The organism is Bacteroides sp. 14(A), from assembly GCF_000526555.1.
GTDB classification, from domain to species: Bacteria; Bacteroidota; Bacteroidia; order Bacteroidales; family Bacteroidaceae; genus Bacteroides; species Bacteroides cellulosilyticus.
Map to the genome: position 1 here is coordinate 574,060 of NZ_JAGH01000004.1, position 22,505 is coordinate 596,564.

Below are 22,505 nucleotides of genomic sequence, written 5' to 3' on the forward strand. Positions count from 1 at the left end.
AACTAATTAATTTGCTGTAATATAGTGGCTTAAGAATTTGAGACTCGTAGTATCAACTAATAATTTGAGACTCCGGAGGTAAGTTGGACAGAATATTCTTGCTGTTTATTGCAATAAAAATGCACTTATCTTTCGATATTCTGAAAGATAAGTGCAGAAAATGATGGAGTATATCTTAAATGCTATAGATTATTCGTCGTTATTCTTTCCGATGCTCCGGATATATTCATTGGGAGTGATGCCGGTAGCCTTCTTGAAATAGCGGAAGAAGGAGGCGCGTGAGCTAAAACCACAGAGTTCGGCAAGTGCTCCCAGTGTATATTTGGAATATTCATCTTCGTTGATAAGACGCTTGAACTCCTCAATACGGTAATCATTGATGTAATCGTAATAATTACGGTTCAGATGTTGATTGAACAGATAAGATAAAGTATGTGCTGACCTGCCGAGCATGGTTGCCAGATCGGCAATTTTCAGATCCGGGTTCGTATATGGCTTATCACGATGCATCAGAGCCTCCAGCTTTTCTGTCAGGCGCTGACATTCTTCCGTGCTTATCTTATTGGTCTTATATTTCAATTCTACTGTCTTTTCTTGCTTTTCGGGTTCTTGCACATCTTCCGGAAGCTGGATTTGAATATTTTTCGTTTGCCTTGCTTTTCTTTTCCGCTGATAGTAAATATAGCCGATAAAAGCTAAAGCAATGGAAACGGCGATGATGCTCCACGTTTCTACAGGATAGGCAATGTGGACGGCGGTACGTACTTCAGAATCTGGATTTCCGATATAGCGTAGCTTGAAAAGATAGTTTCCGGATGACAAATCATAATAAGTAATTTCCGACTTTCCGGTCAATATCTGCCAGTCCTCATCTTCACCTTCCAATTTGTATTCATAAGTCATATAAGCCGGTTCGGTATAGGTAAAACCGGAGAAGTGAAATGTCAGGTTGTTTTGGGAGGATTCAAGTTGTATTTCAGGGACTTTCCCACTCTCAACAACAGGATGAAGCGATTTCTTTCCGTTGACGTAAATATCTGTAATCGTCAGCGGATAAGTGTATCTTTTCATCTGATTATTTTGCTTGAAGTTCATATAAATCAGCCCTTTGGAATTTCCCATCCATATATTTCCCTGTTGATCCTGTACGGGAGGGCACAGTGTGAAAATAGAACTGGGAATACCATCAATGAAATTATAAGGAATAAAAGTTTCTTTCTTGTCGTAGCGGTAGAGTCCGTTATTGGTTCCTATCCAGAGCCATTTTTCGTCATCTTCCAGAATAAACATACCATCTTTTCCTTCCAGTTGTGTATCAGGTTGTAGCCTTCTGAAACGGCTCATGGAGAGATCGGATATACACATACTTCCTTTGTCCGGCAGGAAATAAAGATTATGGTCGGAGTCTTCATATACAACTCTGATCTTTTCTTTATGAATAAAGTTTTCCGGGAAGATGTCGGTTTTCAGACTTTCAGAAGAGGGGTCCCAGATGCACATGCCATTCTCTGTACAAATCCATCCTTTATGTGTGGAGTCGAAATAGATTTCGTAAACATTCCCTTCGGGTAATTTGGAGTTGGCACTGGTATATTGCTTGATTCTTTTCCCATCCTTATAACAATAGAGGCCCATTGAGGTACCTATCCACAATTGGTCTTTGTTATCCGCTTTTATACTGAAAATCTGTCCCCGCATGAAAGGTTGCGGTTCATTAGGTTCGAAGTCGTGAATAGTAAGATCAGCAGGATTGAATATGTACATACCCCCGCCATAGGTTCCGATATAATATTTATCCTGAAATTTGTAGATACAGAAGATCATACTGGAACGCAATTCGGGAGATTTAAAGTTTTTGAAGCGTCGTTGCTCTTCGTTTATGTAGAATAGGCCGTCGCGGGAGCCGACTAATTTCTCATGCTCGGTAATTGCAATACTGCGTACAGGCATATCTTTGGAGTCAAAATACGGGAGATAACTGTAAGTAGAGAAAAGTCCGCTCTGGTACAGACTGTAATCCAATCCCAGTTGATAGAAACCTATCCAGATAAGCCCGTCACGATCCACTAAAAGGGAGTACACGGAGTTGGAACGGATACTTTCGTCTTTTCCCGGTTCGTGGCGCAAAGAGCGTAGAACTTTCATTTGTTTGGTAGAAATGAAATGTACTCCATTTCCATCCGTACCCACATACAACATATCTTTCCCATCACCGGACAGCGAAGATATCACATTGCATCCTACATCGATGAAGGGCCTGAACTTATGTGTTTGTGTATCGAAGCTGATAATACCTTGGCCCATAGTACCCAGATAAAGTACGTTGCCGATGCGGGTGATATTGTTGTAAGAGCAAAAATGTTTGTCTTCTACTATATTATGATAAGGGACGATTTTCTTGTCGGCAAGTGTCAGGGAATAAAGTCCGTCGTTGGTGGCTATCCAGAGAATGCCATCCTCACTAAGACTTAGTCCGGTGATGATATTAGAGGCTGAAAGGACATTGGGATCTATGAGCTTTTGTTCCAGGTTCCCGTTTTTATAGATAAACAGACCGGCCTCACTTCCTATATATAAAGTACCTTTCCCATCAGGTAGGAGCGTCCGGACGCCATAGTGTAAAGTTTCAGCAGCAATCGGTTCGAGAATATCTTTTTCGGTATTTATCCGCCAAAGTCCCATGCCGTTTCCCATCCATATCTGGTTGCCTTCCATTTCGGCGATAGCATTGACTCGCTTGATTTTTTCATTCGCTCCGGAAATTAGGAAATGTTTCAGACGTGTGCCGTCAAAACGTTCCAAAGAATTACCGGTACCTATCCAAACATAGCCAATGGAGTCTTTATAAAGTGCATTTACTACTAAGTCGGAAAGTCCTTCGGTGACGGACAGTCCCCGGAAGACAGAGGGGAGCGAATAGCCCGGAAGGAAGCCAAACAGCAGGAATAGCAGGATGATATATTTCGATATGTTTTTCACGATATGGTATCTTTCGTTTCTATACATTATGTTTCTGTACAGCAAATATAAGGAAAAAGAACGAAAATATTCGGGTTTAGGATGATTATTCGGCAGTCGAAGAGTCTTTGCTGACTTATTGGCTTGCGGACAGGGTACGGATCAGATACGGAGATGATATGGATTTGATGCTATTGTTTTCACTTCAATTCCATTTCCGCTGTATTGGCTTTTAGTTTATACGTCTTCTTTTTGATACTGATGGCGCAATCGGCGGATGCAGTGTAGTACCATGCCCCTTTCTTGAATTCCAGTAATATCTCTGCGGGAGTTTCCGCCTTGATAACTACATTCGGGGTACTTAGCAAAGTGCCATGTCCTAAAAAGAAGGTACAGTCATCGCCCTTTTTATTTCCCCATAAAGCATAGGTGGCTTGTGCACTCATTTTTCCACTGGTGCAGATATCCGTGGGGGTATCTGATGACAGGATATAATCTATACGTCCATCTTTTTGTACAACACATATGCTGGTGGCACTGTTTTCCGTTTTACTTTTTACTTCGGGGAAGCTTACTTCGGCAATGCAGCCGGGTTCTTTTACGGATGAGGGCTCATAGATAGCGACGAATGGTCGGTTCCAGGCTTCTCCTTTCTGGCGGGCTACAAATGTCAGGGTAGGTTGTTCTTTTATATTATATGGCATCCCTGGGGTACGGCTCAAACCTTCCGTCATGGGAGACAAGGCGGTGAAAACTTCCCGGTCCGTTTCTCCTTTCATCCACAAGTTCATTGAAATGTCATCCTTGTCGGGCATGGCAATGGTAAATGTAGCTTTTATATCTTTGTCGGTAGTAGCTGACTTTTTATCATAGATATAAGAATAAGCATAAAGGTGAGCACCGGCAAAGGCCAGTTCTTCGGTGGGTTGTAGATTCAAGTCTGTACCGTCTGTGCCTGTCAGTGTTAGGGTTTGCCCCAGATTATGGTAGAAATAGTCATGCATTTTATCACCACCACGTTCTTTCCGGCTGCGGAAGATATCTACATAGTAACCGGTTTCCGGACCGGTAGTGACGATACTCATCATGCGGGTCTGGTCGGCACGGCTTTCCGGTTCACGGAAAGAAACATCGCTATAGGTTACGGAAGTGAAAGCTTTTCCCGGTTCGGAAGAAACAGGGAAACTGGATTTAAGATCAAAGGAGTGATTACTTTTCATAACCGGGTAACTGGAAATGCCATCCACGCAAACCGTGTTGTGACTGGGAAATTGAGAATAATATTCCAGATAATCCAGTCCGCTGTATAAGTAAAGGCCGATTCCGGCATCGGGAGCCAGAACATATCCCTTACCATAAAGCTCCATGGATATGCCATTGGCATGCATGTGGTTTCCTTCACTGGCATTCAGAGATATCATAAGGCTGTTACGGGGATTCATTCCGTTTCGTTGTACCAGCCAGGAAACGTTCGGTGCATAGAAGAAGGGAGAGACATATTGTTCTATTTTTCCGGCTTCGATATTGGGATTCAGTTCCAATGGCTTTTCATCAAAGAAAGAACTGATGGAAACGGGGACACTTTTTTTGTTGTCTTTGGTTTTTCCCGCATCAGGATGGAAGCATTTCAGCATGGCAGTGAAATATTCTTCTTGCTCTTTCTTGCCGTTGTGCTGCGCGTTTCGTATCATGCGGGATATAGGATTGGTGTTCAGATATCCCGGGTGGGTATCACCGAAACCACAGATCATCCGGTTGGGGAACAAATATTGCGGAGTAGCGACTACCGCTTTAGAGAGAACCGGCATTGCTTTCACCAGATCATAATTCAGATTCCGGTCGAAGAGAGTAGCAAAACTGGTGTAGTCATTCAGTACTACATTGCTGTACCCGGGACATTCGGCCCAGATACCTGTTTTCGGATCGAAGCCATAATCGGCTAATTTAGTCAGACTCCATTGGCGAATACTGGAACGGTTGAGTACATAATCAATGTAATATTCGCGCCCTTTACCATCGGCATATTGCTTGTTGTTTTCCAGTATCATACCGATATTCATAACATAGCGAGCCTGCATCAGGTTCCAGTTATTGTGAGGAACACCGTTTGCAATGATATTGTCCGCCCATTTCTTGAAAGCTCCTGCGTATATATCCATCTTGTCGGTATGCCGGGTATTCAGGTAGTCATACAGGAAATCGTAAAGGGGAACGATATCATAAAGAATATCTTCGTGGATAACCTCGAAAGAACTCATTCCTACCAGCGTTTGCTGATGGCCGTGGTTGAGGTCGATAGGAACATTCCGGTAATAGATACCGGTCATATAGGTATCGAATACTCCGGCGGCAAGTTTTGCATATCTTTCTTCTCCGGTAAGCCAGTAAAGGAAGGCGGCATCACGGGCGATACCCATGATTTCACGGTTCAGGCTTTCGATGTTACGGCCGGTTTTAGAAGGATGTACACTCTCCATGGGGCGGCCGGGCAGGGCATTGTTACAGAAGGTCACATTTCCTTCAGCATCGTCATCGTATGGCACTACATCTTCCAGACGGGGACGTCCGTGGGTGGCGAATGTGCCACGCGTACCGGTATAGCGAACGGTGGGTGCCGGTGCTTTTTCGCCTCCGGCATGGTCGAAGGTTTCACCTTTTATATATACATCCGTAGCATGAGACTTCCAATACATGGCAAGGCGCGAAAGTAACCAGTCCGGTTGGGCGTCTGTCAGGTTAGCATAAAGATCGGTTCGCTTTTTCAATTTCTCAAATACGTCTTTTGCCCAATCTTCTTTTTCTATCAGATTCAGGGTTTCACTCTTACCGTTACTGTCTGTCAGGTAACGTGGATGGCTATTCGGCAATTGCTGTTGGAAGGCGATTTTCACCTCCTGAGCTTGTAATATCCCTGAAAAGAGAAGACATATCAATAAACTAAGTACTTTCATATTCTATCAATAACATTAGGTGTTTAAAGAATATACGGATGAGGGTGGATAATTACTCAACGAAATTCTTCAAAGATAGCGCAAGACTGTATAAAAGATGTAATCATTATTACACTTTTTTAAAAATAAAGCCCCTACTTTTGTGAAAAATACTATTTCCTATGAAGAAATTGTCATTTATAAACAGGTTTTTACCTTCGTACAAATGGAAAGTGGCTGCGATAATAATTTGCGGTGTTGTGGTAGGCGGGGGAGGCTTGTTCATGTATTTGCTGCGGGCGCATACCTACTTGGGGGATGAGCCGTCAGCGTGCGTGAACTGTCATATTATGGCACCTTACTATGCTACATGGTTCCACAGTTCACATAGTCGGGATGCCACTTGTAATGATTGTCATGTTCCTCATGAGAATGCCGTTAAGAAATGGACATTCAAAGGGATGGATGGTATGAAGCATGTAGCTGCTTTTTTGACAAAGAGCGAGCCGCAGGTTATCAGGGCGCATGAAGCCAGTTCAGAGGTGATTATGAACAACTGTATTCGTTGCCATACGCAGTTGAATACGGAGTTTGTGAAAACCGGAAAAATAGATTATATGATGTCTCAGGTAGGCGAGGGTAAGGCTTGCTGGGATTGTCACCGGGATGTGCCGCATGGTGGAAGCAATTCGTTGTCATCTACTCCCAATGCACTGGTGCCTTATCCCGAATCGCCCGTTCCGGACTGGCTGCAAAAGATGCTTAAGAAATAATGAAATAAAATCAATATACTTATGGAAAAGAAATTGAAGTCATGGCAAGGCTGGCTGCTGTTCGGTGGTTCGATGGTAGTCGTGTTTGTATTAGGATTATGTGTTTCCGCACTGATGGAGAGGCGGGCGGAATTAGAAAGCGTGTTCAATAACCGCAGGACTGTTATTACAGGCATTGAAGCCCGTAATGAAGTGTTCAAAAGTGATTTCCCCCGTGAATATCAGACTTGGACGGAAACAGCGAAGACAGATTTCCAGAGTGAATTCAACGGAAACATTGCAGTCGATGTATTGGAGCAACGTCCTGAAATGGTAGTTCTGTGGGCAGGATATGCTTTCTCAAAGGACTATTCGACTCCGCGTGGCCATATGCATGCGATAGAGGATATTACGGCAAGTCTTCGTACGGGTGCACCTGCTACTCCCGAAGATGGCCCGCAACCGTCTACCTGCTGGACATGTAAGAGTCCGGATGTTCCCCGTATGATGGAGGCTATCGGTGTGGATGCATTCTATAATAATAAGTGGGGAGCAATGGGTGATGAGATTGTAAATCCTATCGGATGTGCCGATTGCCACGAACCGGAAAATATGAACCTGCACATCAGCCGTCCGGCATTGATCGAGGCTTTTGCACGCCAGGGTAAGGATATTACGAAAGCTACTCCGCAGGAAATGCGCTCGCTGGTTTGTGCGCAGTGCCACGTGGAATATTACTTCAAAGGTGATGGTAAGTACCTGACTTTCCCTTGGGATAAAGGCTTTACTGTGGAAGATATGGAGGCTTATTATGATAATGAAGGTTTCTATGACTATATTCATAAACTGAGCCGTGCTCCGATATTGAAAGCGCAGCATCCTGATTATGAAATCTGTCAGATGGGTATTCACGGTCAGAGAGGTGTGTCATGTGCAGATTGCCACATGCCTTATAAGAGCGAAGGTGGTGTGAAATTCAGCGATCACCATATTCAAAGCCCGCTGGCGATGATAGACCGCACTTGTCAGACTTGCCACCGCGAAAGTGAAGAAACACTGCGTAACAATGTGTACGAACGTCAACGTAAGGCTAACGAAATACGTAACCGTTTGGAACAGGAACTCGCTAAGGCTCATATCGAAGCTAAGTTTGCATGGGACAAGGGGGCTACGGAAGATCAGATGAAAGATGTACTTGCCCTTATCCGTCAGGCGCAGTGGCGTTGGGATTTCGGTGTGGCTTCTCACGGTGGTTCTTTCCATGCTCCGCAGGAAATCCAACGTATCCTTTCACATGGATTGGACAAGGCTATGCAGGCTCGTCTGGCTGTATCAAGAGTATTGGCTAAGCATGGTTTTACGGATGATGTGCCGATGCCGGATATTTCAACCAAAGAGAAAGCGCAACAATACATTGGTCTCGACATGGATGCGGAAAGAGCTGCTAAAGAGAAATTCTTGAAAACAACTGTACCTGCGTGGCTGGAAAAAGCGAAAGCTAACGGTCGCCTGGCCCAGAAATAAAACAGAGATATGTGGATCAGACCGTGGGGATTTAAAGAAGGATGCCTGATAGGCGCAGGACTGTTGGTGACGGGATGGCTGCTACAGATTACAATCGGTGAAATAGATTGGAGTCTGTTTGCCTATCCGGTGAACATCATTGTTCTGGTTTTATATATAGCCGGAATAGTTGCCATGCATTGCCTGCGCAAACGTGTCTATTTCTTCGGTTGGATGAGTCATTATACATCAGCTGTCTCTTCTCTTTTATGGGTGGCGGGCATTACGGTGGTGATGGGACTTATCCGTCAGCTCCCTTCCGGTCATCCGGCAGATATGCTTGGCTTTTCGCGAATGCTTTCAGCATGGCCTTTTGTATTGCTTTATATCTGGATGGTGACTGTGCTGGGGTTGACCACGCTTCGTGCTGGATTTCCATTCAGATGGAAGAAGCTTGCTTTCCTTTTGAATCATGCCGGGCTGTTCATTGCCTTGATTACGGCAACCTTGGGAAATGCCGATATGCAGCGGCTGAAAATGACTACCCGGATAGATAATGCCGAATGGCGTGCAATGGATGAGCACGGTAAATTGATAGAACTTCCGCTGGCCATTGAACTGAAAGACTTCACGATTGACGAGTATCCTCCGAAACTGATGCTGATTGATAATGAAACAGGACGTACATTGCCTGAGAAAGCACCGGAACATTTGTTGCTGGAAGAAGGTGTAACGGATGGGCAACTGTCCGATTGGCTGGTGACTATCCGGCAAACGATTCCCTGGGCGGCTTCTGTGGCTACGGAAGATACGGTGAAGTTTACCGAATTCCATTCGATGGGAGCCACATATGCCGTTTATTTGCAGGCTATCAATCAAAAGACGAAAATTGCAAAGGAGGGCTGGGTAAGTTGCGGTAGTTTTATTTTCCCATATAAAGCATTGCGTCTGGATTCGTTGACAAGCCTTATCATGCCGGAACGCGAGCCGCAGCGTTTTGCTTCTACAGTGAAAGTTTACACGGAAGACGGCAAACAGGTGGAAGATACGATTGCAGTGAACCATCCTCTGAATGTGGCCGGATGGAATATTTATCAATTGAGTTATGATGATACGAAAGGGCGTTGGAGCGATATCAGTGTGTTTGAACTGGTACGTGATCCGTGGTTGCCTGCTGTCTATACGGGTATTATCATGATGGTGCTGGGAGCTATCTGTCTGTTTGTTAACGCACAAAAAAGAAAAGAGGAGGACGCTGAATGACGTGGGATTATTTTGTACCGTTTTCAATTGCCGCCCTGCACTTCTGGGGATTCGGTGCCTTTGCCGCCTGGCGCGGAAGAAAACCGTATGTTATTGGCGGGCTTACCTTGATAGGACTTGTTATCTTCTTTTGCTTTATTGTGGGAATGTGGATTTCTCTGGAGCGTCCGCCTATGCGGACCATGGGAGAGACGCGCCTGTGGTACTCTTTCTTTCTTCCACTGGCAGGACTCATCACATACAGCCGTTGGAGGTATAAGTGGATACTCAGTTTCAGTTTTATTCTGTCACTGGTATTTATCTGCATCAATATCTTCAAACCGGAAATACATAACAAAACTTTGATGCCGGCTTTGCAAAGCCCGTGGTTTACGCCGCATGTCATCGTATATATGTTTGCCTATGCTATGCTGGGTGCGGCTACCGTGATGGCTATTTATCTGCTTTGGTTCAAGAAGAAGCCGATTGACAGCCGGGAGATGGACCTATGCGATAATCTGACTTATGTAGGATTGGCATTCATGACATTAGGCATGCTGTCGGGGGCTGTATGGGCAAAAGAGGCGTGGGGACATTACTGGTCGTGGGACCCGAAAGAGACATGGGCGGCTGCTACATGGTTCTCCTATCTTATTTATATACATTTCCGCCTTGGAAAACCTTTGTTACACCGTAAGGCCTTAATTTTACTTCTGATATCATTTGTTTTGCTGCAAATGTGCTGGTACGGCATAAACTATCTGCCCTCTGCACAGGGAGTCAGCATTCATACGTATAATTTAAACTGATAATCATTATGAAAACTACTTATTGGGCAATGCTTCTCATGCTTTTGCCAAGCATGGCGTATACGCAAACAACAGAAAAAGAGAATGAATTTACAATGTCCATCCAGATCAGACCTCGTGCAGAATATCGTAATGGTGCTCTGATGCCCCGTAGCGAAGGAGAGGAACCTGCAGGATTCATCAATAACCGTGCACGACTTTCTATGGAGTACAAGCGTTCTGATTTGCAAATGAAAATCTCGGCTCAGCATGTGGGGGTATGGGGACAAGATCCGCAGATTGACAAGAATGGACGTTTCATCATGAATGAGGCATGGGCTAAACTGAATTTCAGTAAAAACTTCTTTGCACAATTAGGTCGTCAGACCCTTTCGTACGATGACGAACGCATTTTGGGCGGACTGGATTGGAACATAGCCGGACGCTATCATGATGCATTGAAACTGGGCTATGCCGACCCCAACAATCAATTGCATCTTATCCTCGCTTTCAACCAGAATGACGAGACTAAGATAGGTGGTACCTATTACGTGCAGGCCGGAGCACAGCCTTACAAGAATATGCAGACATTCTGGTATCACTATAAATCTGATTATACTCCCTTTGATGCATCCTTACTGTTCATGAATCTGGGACTGGAGACCGGAGATGCAGCAACAAAAGAATCCCATACCCGCTATCTGCAAACGATGGGTACTTATATTACTTATAAGGATAATGGCTGGAATGTGGACGGTGCTTTCTACTACCAGATGGGGAAGAACCTGAATGCAGAAAAGGTATCTGCCTTTATGGCAAGCCTGCAGGCCGCTTATGCCATTGACAAGACCTGGACCGTAGTGGCAAGTGCCGATTATCTAAGCGGAGACAGCGGTGACAGTGACAAGTACAAGGCATTCAATGTTCTGTATGGCACACATCACAAGTTCTACGGAGCTATGGATTATTTCTACGCATCCGATTTTAAAAACGGATATGCTCCCGGGTTATTTGACAAACGTCTGGGTGTACGTTTCCGTGCTTCCGATAAGGTGGATATGGACTTGAACTACCACCATTTCTCAACAGCGGCGAAATTGCCGAATCTGAAGAAAGCATTAGGCTCGGAAGTCGATTACCAGATTAACTGGTCGGTGATGAAAGATGTGAAACTCTCTGCCGGATATTCCTTCATGCGCGGAACGGAAACCATGGATGTCGTGAAAGGCGGTAATCACAAAAGCTGGCAAGACTGGGGATGGGTTTCAGTAAATATCAATCCGAGAGTATTGTTTGTGAAGTGGTAAAGATAGATAAAAGAGAATACGTATGGGGAGCTTCCTCATACGTATTTTTCTAATGATGGTTCGTCCAGAACACGGACTGTCTTTCCGTCCATCTCTATAATTCCTTCCTTTATCATTTTATTAATTTCCTTCGATAGTGCAGGGCGGGTTACATTCAGATATTCGGCAAGGGTTGCCTGATTGTGAATGATGTTGACTGTTGAAGAATTCTTTTTCTTGTGTTCCAGCAAGTAGACAACGAAACGTTCACGCACTGTTTTTCGTGATAGGGTTTTTAGGCGGGATACTGTGCAGACATTACAATTGCCCGTGATGCAAAGAAAGTTGTGTAATATTTTAGGTTCCTCGCTGATAAGCTTAAACATGGACTCTTTACTGGCAGTGAGTAGGGTACTGTCTTCCATGGCAGTAAAGGTTGCCGGCAGCACTCCGTCTGAACTGAATAAATGAGGAGTAGCGAATGCACGTGCTGCAACGATATATTCTATCATGACTTCATTTCCCAATCCGTCAATAATATCTACCCGTAGTTTTCCTTCTAACAATACATATAACTTCTTGCAGAGTGTTCCCTGGGTGGCAATGATATCTTTTTTGTCTACCGAGTACAGGGAGATATCCAACCTGTCGAGCAATGAATGCTTGATGTTAAGGGGAAGGTCACGAAACAGCGGAATCTGGAAAAGTAATTCCTGATGTTTGTCGGTTAATGTTATTTTCCTCATTATATTAGGTAGTTGGTTGTACAAAGATACGATGAAAAAGTAGAATTAGAAGTATTTCTTCGAATTCTCCTCGTCAATAAACATTTCTTTTCCTTCTATTTGTATGCAGCCCTCATTGCTCAATTCAGATATGGCACGTGCCAATGACGGACGGGCTACCCCAAGTATATGTGCCACCTCCTGTTGGGAACCGATACCTCCATGCATCTTTACATAATTGAGTAATCTGGATTTCAGGCTTTGTAAGGCAAACTCGTTCAGTTTCTTGGATAGAAATAAGCTCCGGTCGGAAATCAACTTCAGGAAATTCTGCATAATGATCGGGTACTGGTGCATGAACTCCAGAAAAGCATCCTTATTCAGAATCAATACTTCCGAAGTTTCCAGGGTTTCGATATTCACCGGGAAACGGTTTTCGGAGGCGAAGATGAAAGCCGGTGCAAGGAGTTTCGGAGCACGGAGAGTCTCTATGGTGAGTTGTTTTCCTTCTGCACTGACCATTTGCGTACGCACTGTTCCATTGCACAGAATATAGAGAGAACGGTAAATATCTCCCTGCATGGCGATAAACTCTCCCGATTTATAAGATTTAAGGGTATGTTGGTGCAACAGAACGAACTTTAACAGCGTTTCTTCTGTTATGCCTCGAAATAATGGCATCTGTAATAATATATGTGGTTCCATTCTTTTTTAAGTTTTTTGTGATTGGGTGTAACATACGTGACAATTTACCTGCTATAAACTCTCCATCTTTGCACAAAGATAATGCAAATGTATTTTATAGATGCCCGATTACAATTAATTTATAGTATGGTAAATGATAATTTATCGGCGAGGGAATGGGTACGCGGACTACGCGGATAAGGCGGACGAACGCGGACTTTAATCTTTTAGACGCGGATGACACGGATGACGCGGATTTTTAAAGCTGCGCTATACATACCGGCATATCACACCGAAGGAAAAAAGAATCCGCGTCATCCGTGTCTGAAAGATTACTTGCACGCCGAAGGAGAACCTTGCTCCAGCGCTACGCTGGTAAATTATCATTTATAGAACAACCTAATTTTGCATGAGTATTTAACTAAATAAAAAGAATAAGATGATGGAAGCTAAAATGTTTTGTTATCAGTGCCAGGAGACAATGAAAGGCACCGGTTGTATCTTGAAAGGTGTGTGTGGAAAAGAAAGTCATACAGCAAAGGCAATGGATTTGCTGATGTTCGTGGTACGTGGAATATCAGTCGTTACTGATGAATTCCGTAACGCCGGACATCCCGTAGCTGCCGAAGTGAACCGTTTTGTTGTGGATGCCTTATTCTGCACCATTACAAATGCCAACTTCGATGATGAAAGCATTCTGAACAGGGTGGATAAAGGTATGATATTGCGTAACCGTTTAATAGAAGAAGCCAAAGAAAAAGGTATTTCCTTGCCTGAAATCGACGAACTGCAATGGCAGGGTGGACGTGATGAGTATGCTTCCAAAGCGGAAAGCGTAGGTGTGCTGCGTGAGCCCGACATAGACCTGCGTTCCCTGAAAGAATTGATGACTTATGGTCTGAAAGGTATGGCGGCATATCTGGAACATGCCATGCGTCTGGGATATGACGATGCTTCTATCCATACTTTTATGCAACATGCTTTGGCCGCCACTGCCACAAAATCACTTCCGGCAGGCGAATGGGTAAAGATGGTGCTCCAGACCGGAGAATACGGTGTGAAGACTATGGCTTTACTGGATAAAGCGAATACCAAACGCTATGGCAATCCGGAAATGACAAAAGTAAATATCGGAGTAGGGAAGCGTCCGGGTATCCTGATAAGCGGCCACGACCTGAAAGATATGGAAGAACTATTGAAGCAAACCGAAGGTACAGGAGTCGACGTGTACACACATAGCGAAATGCTTCCTGCTCACTATTATCCTGCTTTCAAGAAGTATTCCCACTTCGTAGGCAACTATGGAAATGCTTGGTGGAAGCAGCGTGAAGAGTTCACTACTTTCAATGGTCCTATCCTGTTTACAACAAACTGTATCGTCCCTCCGTTGGCAAATGCTGAATATAAAGAACGTATGTTTACAACAAATTCCACCGGATATCCCGGTTGCAAGTACATTCAGGCAGATGCCGAAGGTAGAAAAGACTTCTCCGAAATTATTGAGATAGCCAAGCAATGCCAGCCGCCTACGGAAATAGAACGTGGAGAAATCATCGGTGGATTTGCCCATAATCAGGTGTTGCAACTGGCAGATAAAGTGGTAGATGCCGTGAAGAGCGGTGCTATTCGTCGCTTTGTGGTTATGGCAGGTTGCGACGGACGTATGAAGGGACGTGATTATTATACCGAATTTGCCAAGGCGTTGCCTAAAGATACAGTCATCCTGACAGCAGGTTGTGCCAAGTATCGTTACAATAAGTTGCCTCTGGGAGATATCAACGGCATTCCACGTGTACTGGATGCAGGACAGTGCAACGACAGCTATTCACTGGCAGTCATTGCAATGAAACTGAAAGAAGTGTTCGAACTGAATGATATCAACGAACTCCCGATTGTGTATAACATTGCCTGGTACGAGCAGAAAGCCGTTATCGTACTGCTGGCCTTGTTGAGTCTGGGTGTGAAGAAAATCCATTTAGGGCCTACGCTGCCTGCCTTCCTGTCGCCCAATGTGGCAAAGGTTTTGGTAGATACTTTCCAGATAGGTACCATCAGTGATGTGGAAGATGACTTGAAGATGTTCCAATTATCATAAATGATTAATAAATTCTGAAGTATATTCGGATGGATAATTCCCGCCCCTACGAGTTAATCATATCGTGATTAATTTGTAGGGGCGAATTATTATTTTAGTAGAATTCTTTTGAGTGGTCTTTGAGATTTACAACTTCCACCCCAATGTCTTTTCCTGTATATTCCATAGCTTGGCGTATAGCCCCTTATTATCGAGTAGTTCCTGATGCTTACCTTGTTCAGCAATGCGTCCTTCCTCCAACACTATGATGTTATCTGCATTCTTGATCGTCTTCAGGCGATGGGCAATCACGATTACCGTACGTCCTGCAATCAATGTATTGATGGCACGCTGTACTTCCACTTCATTTTCCGGATCGAGTGAAGCCGTTGCTTCATCCAGAAGTACTACGGGAGCTTCTTTCAATATAGCTCGTGCGATAGAAATGCGCTGCTTCTCTCCACCGGACAAGGTACAACCCCCTTCACCGACCTGCGTATCATATCCTTTGGGCAATCGCATGATGAAATCGTGGCAACATGCTTTGCGGGCCGCCGCTTCTATTTCTTCGTCCGTAGCGTCGGTTTTGCCGAAACGGATATTGTTGCGAATGGTATCCTGAAACAGATACACATCCTGGAATACCATTGAGATATGACTCATCAATGATTCCGGTTCCAGGGTTTTCATATCTACTCCATTAAATAAAACCTGTCCCTGTTGCGGATCGTAAAAACGTGCGCATAGTTTCAGCATGGTGCTTTTTCCACTGCCCGAAGGACCTACCAGAGCGGTGAGTGTATTCTTGCGCAGTGTTACCGATACATCATGCAGTACCTGTTTTTTCTGATAGCCGAACGATACGTGATAGAAAGTAATATCACCGCTTTCCGGAGCTTCTTTACTTCCTTGCATTTCCGGTTCGTTCATCAGCGCCAGGATGCGCCCTCCGGCAATGGAGAAATATCGGAATTCTGCAAAGTTGGTCAGTGCCGAAGTCAGCGGATCGAAGACGCGGGAACCGACAACGAGGAACATAACGAACGTGAGCAAGGATAAATCTCCTCCTATCAATAAGTACGTACCACAAAGTATCATCAACGTCAGACCTGCTCGTATCAACGTTACAGAAAGCAGTATGAACGGGCCGAGTAATGCTTCCTGGCGGATACAGGCACGGCGTAGTTCAGCAAAGGCATTCTTCAGACGGACAAACTTGTCGCCCAGCAGATTATATGCTTTCATTACCCGTATTCCCTGCAAGTACTCTTCCAGGCGATTGCCTGCATTGATTTTGGCAGCAATCTGTTTGCCGCTCAGTTTGTATTGCAGGTAAGTACTGCCCAGCAATATTCCTACAGCAAGTGGCAGGGCTATAAACATGGCAACGGCCATTCGCCAATCTATCCATAGCAAGCCGAGGAAGGCAAGTACAGGCATCACCAGTGCACCCATCAATTGGGGCAGATGATGCGAAATACCTGTTTCCGCCATGGTAAAGTCTGTAATCAGCATGGACGAAAGATCACCCGGATCGCGGCGTGAGAGGAAACCCAATGAGAGTTTCCGCAAATGCTCTGCCAGGCTGACACGTCCTGCGGCACTCATTTCATAGGCACCCCGGAAATTGGCGCGGTAAGAAGCCCTTTCGGCCAATGCCATGACAAATACATACACTACAAGCAGGATAAAAATAGTCCAGAGCCGTTGAGTGTCCAGTGGCATTCCGCTGCCATCGAAAGCGCGGAATATCACGTTGATCGCTTCGATGGACAGGCAGAATGGGACAATATTTACCAGGTTGGCAAGCATCGTGTAGCCCACAGGTTTGCGAAGGCGTTCGGTGTGCCCTATCGTAATATTTTCTATTGCATTCATTCTTTTACCTCCTTCTTACTGTTTAGTTCCCAGCGGAACGCATCCGTATAAGCGTCCCACATATTCTTATATAATCCTTCCGTTTTACTTAATATCTCGTGTTTCCCATGCTGTACGAGCTTTCCTTCGTTCAATACGATGATTTGCTGTGCCGAAATGATGGATGAGAGACGGTGTGCAATGATGATAACCGTTTTATTCTGGATCAGATGTTGCAAAGCCTGCTGCATCTTATATTCATTTTCGGGATCGGCAAAAGCAGTCGCTTCGTCCAGCACCAGGATAGGGGCATTTTTCAGGATAGCCCTTGCCACACAGACACGTTGCGACTCGCCACCGGAAAGGTAGACGCCCTCATCTCCGATGCGGGTTTCGTAACCTTGCGGAAGGCTTTCTATAAACTCATGACACTGTGCGGCTTTTGCAGCTGCTATCACTTCTTCGCGTCCTGCACTGGAGTTTCCTACCCGGATATTCTCATAGAGGGTATCAAAGAAAAGAAAGCTATCCTGGAAAACAAAGGAAACAATGTCCATCAACTTTTCGGTGGGAATATTTTTGATGTTGACTCCTCCGATCCGTATTTCGCCTTCCGCTACATCCCAGAAGCGGGGAATCAGATTGGCTACTGTCGATTTTCCTGAACCCGAAGGACCTACGAGTGCTGTAATTTCACCTTGGCGTGCTGTGAAGGTGATGTCGCGCAGCGCTTCGGTACGGGTTGTCTCCGCTTTATTCTCATAAGCGAAACTAACCTTACGGAATTCAATGTCATAACCGGCGGGTGCTTGCGGTGTTTGTGCTTCCGGTACGGGCGGCTCGGCAAAGATACGATCAATACGTTCTACGCCCTCGTCTATTTCCCGTGTGCCTGATCCGAGATACATCAGTTTATAAATAGGGGAGGCTACTCCGGGTCCCATAATAATAAAGAATAGATAGACAGCGGCTAATACCAGATTTTGTGGCTCATGACTCAGTAATAGTAGACCTATCGGCAGAATAAACGTAATGAGTGAGTTCAGTAATATGGTGAAGACCATCATACCGGGTTCGTATGTATCGCATACTTTCAGTGCATATTCCTTATACGCCTCAATCTCACTATTGAAACGGCGGAATGACCGGACGCTCTGACCGAAGATTTTTACCACCGGCATACCGCGTACATATTGTACGGCTGAGGCGCTCATTCGTTCCTGTGTATCAAAGTAGATTTTAGTAAACTCCTGTGCCTTTTTCCCGAAGAAGTTGGCAAACTGTAATCCTATACTCAATGCGATACAGAATAGACAGATCGCTGCCATCCATCCATTCAGGGAGAAGAAGATAATAAACATCAGAGTGACCGTAGCCAATACATTCACAAGGTCGGGGATGGTATGGGCAATGAAGTTTTCAATCTTTTCTACATTCTGTTCCATAATTTTCTTGATGCTTCCGGTAGATGTACCGTTCAGGTATCCTAACGATAAGCGTCCAATGTGTTCCGATAGCTTGATACGCAGTCCGTATAGGATACGGAAAGCTGCTACATGTGAGGCCATCAGTGCCGCATAAAGTAGCAATAATCCTCCGATCAGTCCGAAGAAGGCAAACCATCCCCAATATATCAGTATCCCGCTATCTATTTTTTCTAAGTCACTGGCGTGAAGCAGTAACTCCTGCAATACGCGGTATACCGACCAGTAGGGAACCAACATGCACGTAGCGCTTCCTGCCGACAAGATACCGGCCAGGATCAGCAACCCTTTCCGCTCGCCTGCAATCTCAAACAGGCGGGCGATTCCTTTTTTCTTTTTCAGTTTCTCTTTCATAATCTATCATACTTTTAAAAACGAACAATATTCAGATTCATTCAAAAAAAGAGAGAGCTTATATTTTCATAAGCTCTCTCCAACCAGTTACTTCGAATGTGATGTATTCTGTAACTATCTGTTCCAAATTTTCTATCCCGACTCGATGCATGATCAATTCCTCAAACATGGTGAACATCCATGCCGTGTGCAGGTGGATGGAAAAGTCGGTTACATTGATATTCATTTGCGGATGTTTCTCTTTCATATCCCTGAAGTACTCTTTCACGAGTGATGTGGAGCGTTCGGTGAAGTTCTCTTTGAAGTTTTCCAGTGAAGAACCCTGTGCATGGAAAAATAGCAATACCAACAATTTGCGATGCTTTTGTATCAATGTCATGTACTCTTCTATCACACATCTTAGGTATTCGCTGGAATACATCTCCATGATATCTGCTCCATAACGGCCATGATGTTCGTGCAGCATTCTATCGAATGCACTGATCACGGGCCGTACTACTGTACAGAAAATATCATCCTTGTTTTTGAAATAGTTATAGATATTGCTCAACCCTACCTGGGCTTCTTGCGCAATTTCACGCATGGAAGCCTTCGGAAAGCCGTTTTCGAGGAATACTTTTTCGGCAGCTTTCAAAATTTCTTTTTGTATGTCATCTTTAGGGTATTGCATAAGTTTTATTTCTCGACTGCAAAGTAGGGGAGAATCCGCGTTTTCTGAAATACCCATTAATGATGGTTTTTTGTTAGATTTTTATAAAAATCACAATTATTGGGTATTGCCAAGGTCACTGAAAGCATGCAACTTTGCGCGTATAATCTAACTATAAACTACTATATGGTGAAACTAACCAATCATAAAAAGGCAATTGACAGACCTTTAAGTTGTAAGAGATGGGGAATAATAGCTATTATTATTCTTTTTGCAGGTAGCTTATCTTTTTTACTGTACTCTTACTTTTCTCATGACGCTGATAATCCTCAGTGTAACTGTTTGCTATGTATGCTTAATCATGTTCCTGAAGAGGGAGAGTACATTTATAACCGCTATTTGATATTTATTAGTTTTATCTGGATTGCTGTGATCTTTGCGGCTGTCTTTTTAGTGAATTACTGCTTTGTAAAAAAGAACAAAAAGAAATAGTGTTCGTTTAAGTACCTACTTGTTATTATTTTTAATAACACAATACTCATATTTGGGTATTGCCCGCCTTTTTAACTCCCTCTACCTTTGCGCCAACAAAATTTAAGATAAAAGATGAGAAAATTAACTTGCTTATTCGCCTTAGGTTTCTTTCTTTTTAACAATACTTTACGGGCTAATGAACCTGAAAAAGTAACCTCAACAGAAGAGGTATCTGAAACTACGGCAAAGAAAGAGAGAATAAAACAGGTAACAAAAGATGACGACTACGAAAAGTTCCGTTTCGGTGGATACGGAGAAATGGTAGCAAAGTTTATGAATTACGGAACGAATCGTTTCTATGGTGGGGTCGATAACAGTGATCACCGCAATACCATTGCAATTCCTCGTTTTGTGTTGGCTTTTGACTACAAGTTTAATTCCAAGTGGATACTGGGTGCTGAAATAGAATTTGAAGCAGGAGGCGTAGGTATTGAAACAGAACTTGAGAATTCAGAAAACGGTGAGTATGAAACAGAAATGGAAAAGGGTGGAGAAGTTGCTCTTGAGCAGTTTCACATTACCCGTCTGATACATTCGGCTTTCAATGTTCGTGCCGGTCATTTGATTGTACCTATGGGATTGACCAATGCACACCATGAGCCTATCAACTTCTTTGGAACATCTCGTCCTGAGGGTGAAACCACAATTATTCCTTCTACTTGGCATGAGACAGGATTGGAATTCTTCGGCTCTTTTGGTAAAGGATATGCGCGCTTTGATTATCAGGCAATGATTGTTGCCGGCTTGAATGCTGATGGATTTGGTCGCGATAATTGGGTTGCCGGTGGTAAGCAGGGACTCTTTGAACAAGATAACTTTACTTCACCTGCTTATGTAGCACGTCTGGACTATAAAGGGGTACCGGGGCTGCGTGTAGGTGCTGCCTTTTACTATTGTAATGACGTGACAGCCAATGCTGATAAGAATTATAAGTATAGCAGTGTAGGCCGCTCATCAGTGAAAATCTACTCTGCCGATGCACAGTATAAAAATAAATATGTTACCGCTCGTGGTAATATCATTTATGGTGATTTAGAGAATTCTTCCAAGATCAGCAAGGTTACTCTTTCCAATAACTCCAATTATTACCACGGTGCTATGCGTAATGTAGCTAAGAATGCCCTGTGCTATGGCTTGGAGGCTGGTCTCAACCTGAGTGCTTTCTTCTCACAGAAGAAATGTCCAGTTATTTATCCTTATGCCCGTTATGAATACTACAACCCGCAGGAAGAGGCAGAAGGTTCTGCCACAATGGAGAAACGCTGCCAGGTAAGCAAATGGACGGCAGGAGTTAACTGGTTTGCATTGCCGAATCTGGTTGTGAAAGCCGATTATACTACCCGTCATATTGGTACGAACAAGGTATTTGGATCGACTAAATATAACAATGAAAATGAATTTGCTATCGGCATAGCTTATGTCGGTTGGTTTACCAAGAGATAGTTCAAATAGGTATTTATAATTAATTTAATGTTTAAGTAATATGAAAAAGTTTTTTTATTTGTCGGCTCTTTCATTGGGCATGATGTGTTCCATTACGGCTTGTAGTGATGATGACACTACGACTATAGATGCTAAGAATCTTGACTATACGGCAGAGAATGCAAGTAGTTGGGGAAATTACATGCGAGTAGTTGCACAATTGTTGGTGAATGATGCTACTGCTCTTTATGATGACTGGGCGGTTAAATACAACGAAGGTGGAAGTTATGCAGATTTCTTTAAGAATCAAGATGCTTTGACGAGCGTTGAGCAGTTGATTGATGGCTGTGTAGACATTGCCAATGAAGTAGGTACTGCCAAAATTGGTGACCCTTACGATCTTTTCATACATAATAATGAAGAAAAGGCTTTGTATGCTGTAGAGTCATGGTATAGCTGGCATTCTCGTGAAGACTATCGTAACAATATCTATTCTATTCGTAATGCTTATTACGGAACACGTACAGGAGCTATTAGCGAGTCATCTCTCTCAAAAGCAGTAGCTGCAGTAAATGCTAATCTTGATACTGAAGTGAAAAAAGCGATTGATGATGCAGCAGCAGCAATTTGGGCTATCCCGAGTCCTTTCCGCAACAATATCAATAGCCCGGAAGCAGTAAGTGCTATGGAAGCTTGTGCCACTTTGGAGGGAGTACTCAAGGGAAGCTTGAAGAATTGTATCGAAAGTATTGATAAAACAGTGTTGGCTGAAGTCGTAAAAAATTATGTGGATGTAGTTGTATTACCTACTTACTCTGATTTGAAAGCGGGAAATCAAGCTCTTTTCGATGCTGTTGAGACATTCCGTACTTCTCCCAGCAATGCTAACTTCAAGGCTTGTGCCACAGCATGGCTTGCTGCTCGTACACCGTGGGAAACCAGTGAGGCATTCCTTTTTGGTCCGGTTGCCGACAAAGGTCTTGACCCCAATATGGATAGTTGGCCGCTTGACCAGGATGGTATCGTACAGATACTGACTTCCGGTAACTATTCAGACTTAAACTGGGATGGTGACTATGATGAAGAAGATGATAAAATTGCCGGTGCACAAGCTTTGCGTGGTTACCACACTTTGGAATATTTGATCTTCAAAGATGGTGAAGCCCGTACCATTCAGTAAGATTTTTACTTGTTAGAAATAAGATTTTGCGGAAACAGCGGGATAATGAATATTCTGTTGTTTCCGCAACATCTGCGTTAAAA

At 43.9% G+C, this 22,505-nt stretch carries 16 protein-coding genes; 9 read left to right on the plus strand and 7 right to left on the minus strand.

The window, feature by feature from the left end:
* Window positions 1–189: 189 nt before the first annotated feature.
* Together K429_RS0121370 and K429_RS0121375 are read right to left on the minus strand one after the other, a co-directional pair.
* Window positions 190–3,006: a two-component regulator propeller domain-containing protein gene (locus K429_RS0121370; protein ID WP_044097030.1), complete on the minus strand. Its 2,817-nt coding sequence runs from the start codon at window positions 3,004–3,006 to the stop codon at window positions 190–192.
* A 152-nt stretch (window positions 3,007–3,158) separates the two neighbouring features.
* Entirely contained in the window at window positions 3,159–5,909 is a 2,751-nt protein-coding gene (locus K429_RS0121375) for a heparinase II/III family protein (RefSeq protein ID WP_029327977.1), read from the minus strand.
* 161 nt (window positions 5,910–6,070) lie between these two features.
* Here K429_RS0121375 and nrfH point away from each other — a divergent pair, with 161 nt between their 5' ends.
* Genes nrfH through K429_RS0121400 form a run of 5 tightly spaced genes read left to right on the plus strand, consistent with a single transcriptional unit; the run spans window position 6,071 to window position 11,480 of the window.
* Complete coding sequence (nrfH, locus tag K429_RS0121380; protein ID WP_022210562.1) at window positions 6,071–6,661, plus strand: cytochrome c nitrite reductase small subunit; 591 nt, start codon at window positions 6,071–6,073, stop codon at window positions 6,659–6,661.
* A gap of 21 nt (window positions 6,662–6,682) precedes the next feature.
* Entirely contained in the window at window positions 6,683–8,164 is a 1,482-nt protein-coding gene (nrfA, locus tag K429_RS0121385) for an ammonia-forming cytochrome c nitrite reductase (protein ID WP_007212199.1), read from the plus strand.
* A gap of 9 nt (window positions 8,165–8,173) precedes the next feature.
* Window positions 8,174–9,406 carry a cytochrome c biogenesis protein ResB gene (locus K429_RS0121390; protein ID WP_029327978.1) on the plus strand — a complete coding sequence of 411 codons (1,233 nt, stop codon included), beginning with the start codon at window positions 8,174–8,176 and terminating at the stop codon, window positions 9,404–9,406.
* Entirely contained in the window at window positions 9,403–10,194 is a 792-nt protein-coding gene (ccsA, locus tag K429_RS0121395) for a cytochrome c biogenesis protein CcsA (RefSeq protein WP_029327979.1), read from the plus strand. The genes K429_RS0121390 and ccsA overlap by 4 nt, the downstream gene beginning before the upstream one ends.
* Window positions 10,195–10,202: 8 nt before the next feature.
* Complete coding sequence (locus K429_RS0121400) at window positions 10,203–11,480, plus strand: alginate export family protein (protein ID WP_029327980.1); 1,278 nt, start codon at window positions 10,203–10,205, stop codon at window positions 11,478–11,480.
* 35 nt (window positions 11,481–11,515) lie between these two features.
* Here K429_RS0121400 and K429_RS0121405 read toward each other — a convergent pair whose 3' ends face one another.
* Together K429_RS0121405 and K429_RS0121410 are read right to left on the minus strand one after the other, a co-directional pair.
* Complete coding sequence (locus K429_RS0121405; RefSeq protein WP_007212203.1) at window positions 11,516–12,205, minus strand: Crp/Fnr family transcriptional regulator; 690 nt, start codon at window positions 12,203–12,205, stop codon at window positions 11,516–11,518.
* A gap of 45 nt (window positions 12,206–12,250) precedes the next feature.
* Window positions 12,251–12,889 carry a Crp/Fnr family transcriptional regulator gene (locus K429_RS0121410; protein ID WP_022210566.1) on the minus strand — a complete coding sequence of 213 codons (639 nt, stop codon included), beginning with the start codon at window positions 12,887–12,889 and terminating at the stop codon, window positions 12,251–12,253.
* Between the two features lie 421 nt (window positions 12,890–13,310).
* Between K429_RS0121410 and hcp the strand changes: the two genes are divergently transcribed.
* Window positions 13,311–14,963 carry a hydroxylamine reductase gene (gene hcp, locus K429_RS0121415; RefSeq protein WP_029327981.1) on the plus strand — a complete coding sequence of 551 codons (1,653 nt, stop codon included), beginning with the start codon at window positions 13,311–13,313 and terminating at the stop codon, window positions 14,961–14,963.
* Between the two features lie 126 nt (window positions 14,964–15,089).
* Here hcp and K429_RS0121420 read toward each other — a convergent pair whose 3' ends face one another.
* Genes K429_RS0121420 through K429_RS0121430 form a run of 3 tightly spaced genes read right to left on the minus strand, consistent with a single transcriptional unit; the run spans window position 15,090 to window position 19,307 of the window.
* Entirely contained in the window at window positions 15,090–16,820 is a 1,731-nt protein-coding gene (locus K429_RS0121420; protein ID WP_029327982.1) for an ABC transporter ATP-binding protein, read from the minus strand.
* A complete protein-coding gene (locus K429_RS0121425; protein ID WP_029327983.1) occupies window positions 16,817–18,637 on the minus strand; it encodes an ABC transporter ATP-binding protein in 1,821 nt (606 codons plus the stop codon). Before K429_RS0121425 ends, K429_RS0121420 begins: the two co-directional genes overlap by 4 nt.
* A gap of 58 nt (window positions 18,638–18,695) precedes the next feature.
* Entirely contained in the window at window positions 18,696–19,307 is a 612-nt protein-coding gene (locus K429_RS0121430; RefSeq protein WP_029327984.1) for a TetR/AcrR family transcriptional regulator, read from the minus strand.
* A 99-nt stretch (window positions 19,308–19,406) separates the two neighbouring features.
* Here K429_RS0121430 and K429_RS0121435 point away from each other — a divergent pair, with 99 nt between their 5' ends.
* The 3 genes from K429_RS0121435 (at window position 19,407) to K429_RS0121445 (ending at window position 22,422) form a co-directional block, all read left to right on the plus strand.
* Window positions 19,407–19,778, plus strand: coding sequence for a hypothetical protein (locus K429_RS0121435; protein WP_022210572.1), 372 nt, complete (start codon window positions 19,407–19,409; stop codon window positions 19,776–19,778).
* Window positions 19,779–19,892: 114 nt separating this feature from the next.
* The gene (locus tag K429_RS0121440; RefSeq protein WP_029327986.1) at window positions 19,893–21,263 is read left to right on the plus strand and encodes a hypothetical protein; all 1,371 of its coding nucleotides are present in this window, start codon (window positions 19,893–19,895) and stop codon (window positions 21,261–21,263) included.
* Window positions 21,264–21,303: 40 nt separating this feature from the next.
* Window positions 21,304–22,422 carry an imelysin family protein gene (locus K429_RS0121445; protein WP_007212212.1) on the plus strand — a complete coding sequence of 373 codons (1,119 nt, stop codon included), beginning with the start codon at window positions 21,304–21,306 and terminating at the stop codon, window positions 22,420–22,422.
* Window positions 22,423–22,505: the final 83 nt, after the last annotated feature.

Excerpts from the sequence above, each read along its gene's own strand:
- K429_RS0121370 (WP_044097030.1), bottom strand. The coding sequence starts at position 3,006 with ATGTATAGAAACGAAAGATACCATATCGTGAAAAACATATCGAAATAT.
- K429_RS0121375 (WP_029327977.1), bottom strand. The coding sequence starts at position 5,909 with ATGAAAGTACTTAGTTTATTGATATGTCTTCTCTTTTCAGGGATATTA.
- nrfH (WP_022210562.1), top strand. The coding sequence starts at position 6,071 with ATGAAGAAATTGTCATTTATAAACAGGTTTTTACCTTCGTACAAATGG.
- nrfA (WP_007212199.1), top strand. The coding sequence starts at position 6,683 with ATGGAAAAGAAATTGAAGTCATGGCAAGGCTGGCTGCTGTTCGGTGGT.
- K429_RS0121390 (WP_029327978.1), top strand. The coding sequence starts at position 8,174 with ATGTGGATCAGACCGTGGGGATTTAAAGAAGGATGCCTGATAGGCGCA.
- ccsA (WP_029327979.1), top strand. The coding sequence starts at position 9,403 with ATGACGTGGGATTATTTTGTACCGTTTTCAATTGCCGCCCTGCACTTC.
- K429_RS0121400 (WP_029327980.1), top strand. The coding sequence starts at position 10,203 with ATGAAAACTACTTATTGGGCAATGCTTCTCATGCTTTTGCCAAGCATG.
- K429_RS0121405 (WP_007212203.1), bottom strand. The coding sequence starts at position 12,205 with ATGAGGAAAATAACATTAACCGACAAACATCAGGAATTACTTTTCCAG.
- K429_RS0121410 (WP_022210566.1), bottom strand. The coding sequence starts at position 12,889 with ATGGAACCACATATATTATTACAGATGCCATTATTTCGAGGCATAACA.
- hcp (WP_029327981.1), top strand. The coding sequence starts at position 13,311 with ATGGAAGCTAAAATGTTTTGTTATCAGTGCCAGGAGACAATGAAAGGC.
- K429_RS0121420 (WP_029327982.1), bottom strand. The coding sequence starts at position 16,820 with ATGAATGCAATAGAAAATATTACGATAGGGCACACCGAACGCCTTCGC.
- K429_RS0121425 (WP_029327983.1), bottom strand. The coding sequence starts at position 18,637 with ATGAAAGAGAAACTGAAAAAGAAAAAAGGAATCGCCCGCCTGTTTGAG.
- K429_RS0121430 (WP_029327984.1), bottom strand. The coding sequence starts at position 19,307 with ATGCAATACCCTAAAGATGACATACAAAAAGAAATTTTGAAAGCTGCC.
- K429_RS0121440 (WP_029327986.1), top strand. The coding sequence starts at position 19,893 with ATGAGAAAATTAACTTGCTTATTCGCCTTAGGTTTCTTTCTTTTTAAC.
- K429_RS0121445 (WP_007212212.1), top strand. The coding sequence starts at position 21,304 with ATGAAAAAGTTTTTTTATTTGTCGGCTCTTTCATTGGGCATGATGTGT.